Here is a 2,230-nt window from a genome sequence, read left to right on the forward strand (position 1 = left end):
AGGATACCCAGTGTGTGCCGTCTTCATTCTCGCCAGCATCCACAGGATTACCATTTGACAGTAACGTCGGACAGGAGGCCTTATCGCCTAATACGGTAACTTCATAGGTTGCCAGTACATCCGGGCGATCAAGAAAATAGGTAATACGCCGGAACCCTTCCGCTTCACATTGGGTGCAATACACACCATTTGATAAATAAAGGCCTTCCAAGGCATGATTATTTTCAGGATCAATATGGGTTTCAATTTCAAGTTCGAAGGTATCAGGCACATTATTGAGCACGAGCCCCCCTTCTGTTTTTTCATAATCCTGATAGGGCTCACCATTGATACGCACACCGACTAGCGACAGTTGTTCACCGTCGAGGCTTAGGGGCGCATCGTGGTCACCGATTCGGGTGACCGAAGTGGTACATTTTACCTGGGTCTGCGTAGGATGGAGGCACACGTGCATACATACGTGCGTAATGGTGAAAGCCGGCTTTTTATAATCAAGCCGACGTTTAATATTGACACTCATGAGTACCCCTTAAATAAAAACTAGGTGCGTTCTTCCTCTTTTTCAACAGGTTGAAACGGCGGTTCCAAGCGAAGAATTTTAATGCCAAGATACGCGTAAATTACCGCAAGGATGGGATTTATCACATTAAAGAAAGTATAGAATATATACTCAAACGGATGCACCATCAGCACCCCTTGCATATACGCACCACACGTATTCCAAGGGATCAGCGGTGACGTTAATGTGCCACCATCCTCTAAACTACGGGAAAGATTGAGCTGATTAAGGCCCCGTTTTTCAAATTCTTTTTTATACATACGCCCCGGCATAACAATAGACATATATTGATCTGCCGTTACCAGATTAGTCCCAATGCAGGTCAAAATGGTACGACTAATCATATCGCCAGCCGATTTAGCGCCATGGAGGATAATCCCCACTGCCCGTTTCAGTAGCCCTACCCGTTCAAGAACGGCACCAAATGACATGGCACAGATTATCAACCATATTGTATTTAACATAGAAGACATTCCGCCACGGCTCAATAAGGCATTGAGGTTTTCATCTGGCGTAGAGAAGCTTACACCAGCAAACAAGGCTGTCCACACCACCTTTAATGCCCCAATGCCCTGGGAGTCACTATCAAGGGCTAAAGACGCGACAACGTCTCCTTGAAAAATCACCGCCCATAAACCGCCTAGCAAGGCACCAATAGAGACCGCCGGAAATGCGGGCATTTTGCGTACCGCTAATGTAAGCAATACCACTAATGGAATTAATAAATGCCAGCCAATGTGAAAAGAATCGCCGAGCAGCTGCTGCATTTGTTCTATACGCTCTACCGACGCGGTTTTCACCTCACTAAAGCCAACAATAACAAACAGTATTAATGCAATAATAAAACTGGGGATGGTGGTCCACAACATATACCGAATATGTTCAAATAAATCCGTTCCTGCCACAGCAGGTGCCAGATTCGTGGTCTCGGATAAGGGGGAGATTTTATCACCAAAATAGGCACCGGAAACCACGGCGCCAGCAGTTACCGCCGCGGACATATCCATGCCTGTTGAAACCCCCATTAACGCCACACCTACGGTGGCGGCGGTGGTCCAAGAACTGCCAATGCTCATGGCAACAACGGCGCAAATCAAACAGGTGGCGGCATAAAAAAAGGATGGATTAAGAAGCTGTAACCCGTAATAAATGAGTGTAGGTACGGTACCCGATAACATCCAGGTACCAATTAACGAGCCCACCGCCAGTAGGATCAAACATGCCCCTAACGACATGGATATCCCTTTTATGATGCCGGCTTCGATGTCTTTCCAGCGATGTCCATTTTTCATGCCGATAATGGCAGCAAGGCCAGTACCCAGTAGCAAGGCAATCTGATTCGGGCCGTAGGAAGAATCATCTGCAAAAAGGTAAACCGCACCTCCCATCATAATGATAAGGGAAACAATGGGAATAAATGCATCTAATAAAGACGGGTCTTTTATTGTTTTATTCATATTATTAAGACTCTTAAAGTACAGACCGAATAAACATTAGGAGGATGACCACTGGACATACAAATTTGACGTACCAGGGCCAGATTTTCCAAAACAAGCTGGCTTCTGCGTTGTCATACCCCTGCTTTATTTCATTCAGGATAATATCACGTCGCCAAACCCAACCGGCAAATAAACAAAGGGCTAACCCCAGTAATGGCTGACTGTATTGGGT

General features: G+C 45.9%; 1 protein-coding gene and 2 pseudogenes. All 3 read right to left on the reverse strand.

Annotated features, from left to right (window positions below; translation table 11 throughout):
- Positions 1-520 (reverse strand): annotated as a pseudogene (pepN, locus tag V5298_RS20450) (aminopeptidase N); the annotation flags it as partial.
- 20 nt (positions 521-540) lie between these two features.
- Complete coding sequence (gene nhaC, locus V5298_RS20455; protein ID WP_332933259.1) at positions 541-2,016, reverse strand: Na+/H+ antiporter NhaC; 1,476 nt, start codon at positions 2,014-2,016, stop codon at positions 541-543.
- Positions 2,017-2,029: 13 nt separating this feature from the next.
- Positions 2,030-2,230, reverse strand: a pseudogene (locus tag V5298_RS20460) (sodium-dependent transporter); the annotation flags it as partial.

It is taken from the genome of Alteromonas sp. 14N.309.X.WAT.G.H12, from assembly GCF_036697315.1.
GTDB lineage: Bacteria > Pseudomonadota > Gammaproteobacteria > Enterobacterales > Alteromonadaceae > Alteromonas.